A 684-nucleotide genomic window follows, 5' to 3' on the forward strand; every position below is an offset into this window, starting at 1 on the left:
GTAAGGTCGTCCCACCAGCCCAGCTTCTTCAGCAGGATGTGGTCGAATTCGGGGTAGCCGGTGGTGATGTCAGAGCCAACCGAGTGTGAACCATCTTCCGCCAGCAGGCTCACGCCATCGCGCTCGACGCCGAAGTTGGCGCGGAAGTTGCCGCCGCCATCCATGACGTGCTTGCTGGTGTCATACAGGTTGGGCGAACCCGGATGCTTCATTTCGGGTGTGCCGAAGCATGGCCATGGAAGGCCGAAATAATCGCCGGTGATGTCGTAGCCAGTGGCTGCGTCCTTGCCGCCCTTGGCGCGCAGGGTCTTCACGTCGAACAGATGCATGTTGCGCATGTGCGCCTTCAGACGCGTCGGCGACTGGCCGGTGTAGCCAATGGTCCAGGTGCCGCGGTTGATCTCTTCCAGCATCGACTCCGGCTCCGGCTCCATCATGCCGCCCTTGCCCGGCACCAGCTTGATCTTCGCCACCAGCTCCTTGGCAAAGCCCAGCTTTTCCGCCAGCTGATACATGATCATGTGGTCGGTGCGGGACTCGAACAGCGGCTCGATGACCTTCTCGCGCCATTGCACCGAGCGGTTCGACGCGGTGGCGGAGCCCGAGGTCTCGAACTGCGTGGCAGCCGGCAGCAGGTAGACCGCGCGGTTGGGATTCAATTCCTGGCCGTCGACCTTCATCGCC

General features: G+C 62.6%; 1 protein-coding gene. It reads right to left on the reverse strand.

The annotated features are described in order from the left end of the window. The coding region (locus JK635_RS27840) for a molybdopterin-dependent oxidoreductase (RefSeq protein WP_202651826.1) at nucleotides 1-684 on the reverse strand (684 nt) is incomplete at both ends.

The sequence above is a fragment of the Neobacillus paridis genome (genome assembly GCF_016765675.1).
In the GTDB taxonomy this organism is placed as follows: domain Bacteria; phylum Bacillota; class Bacilli; order Bacillales; family Cytobacillaceae; genus Neobacillus; species Neobacillus paridis.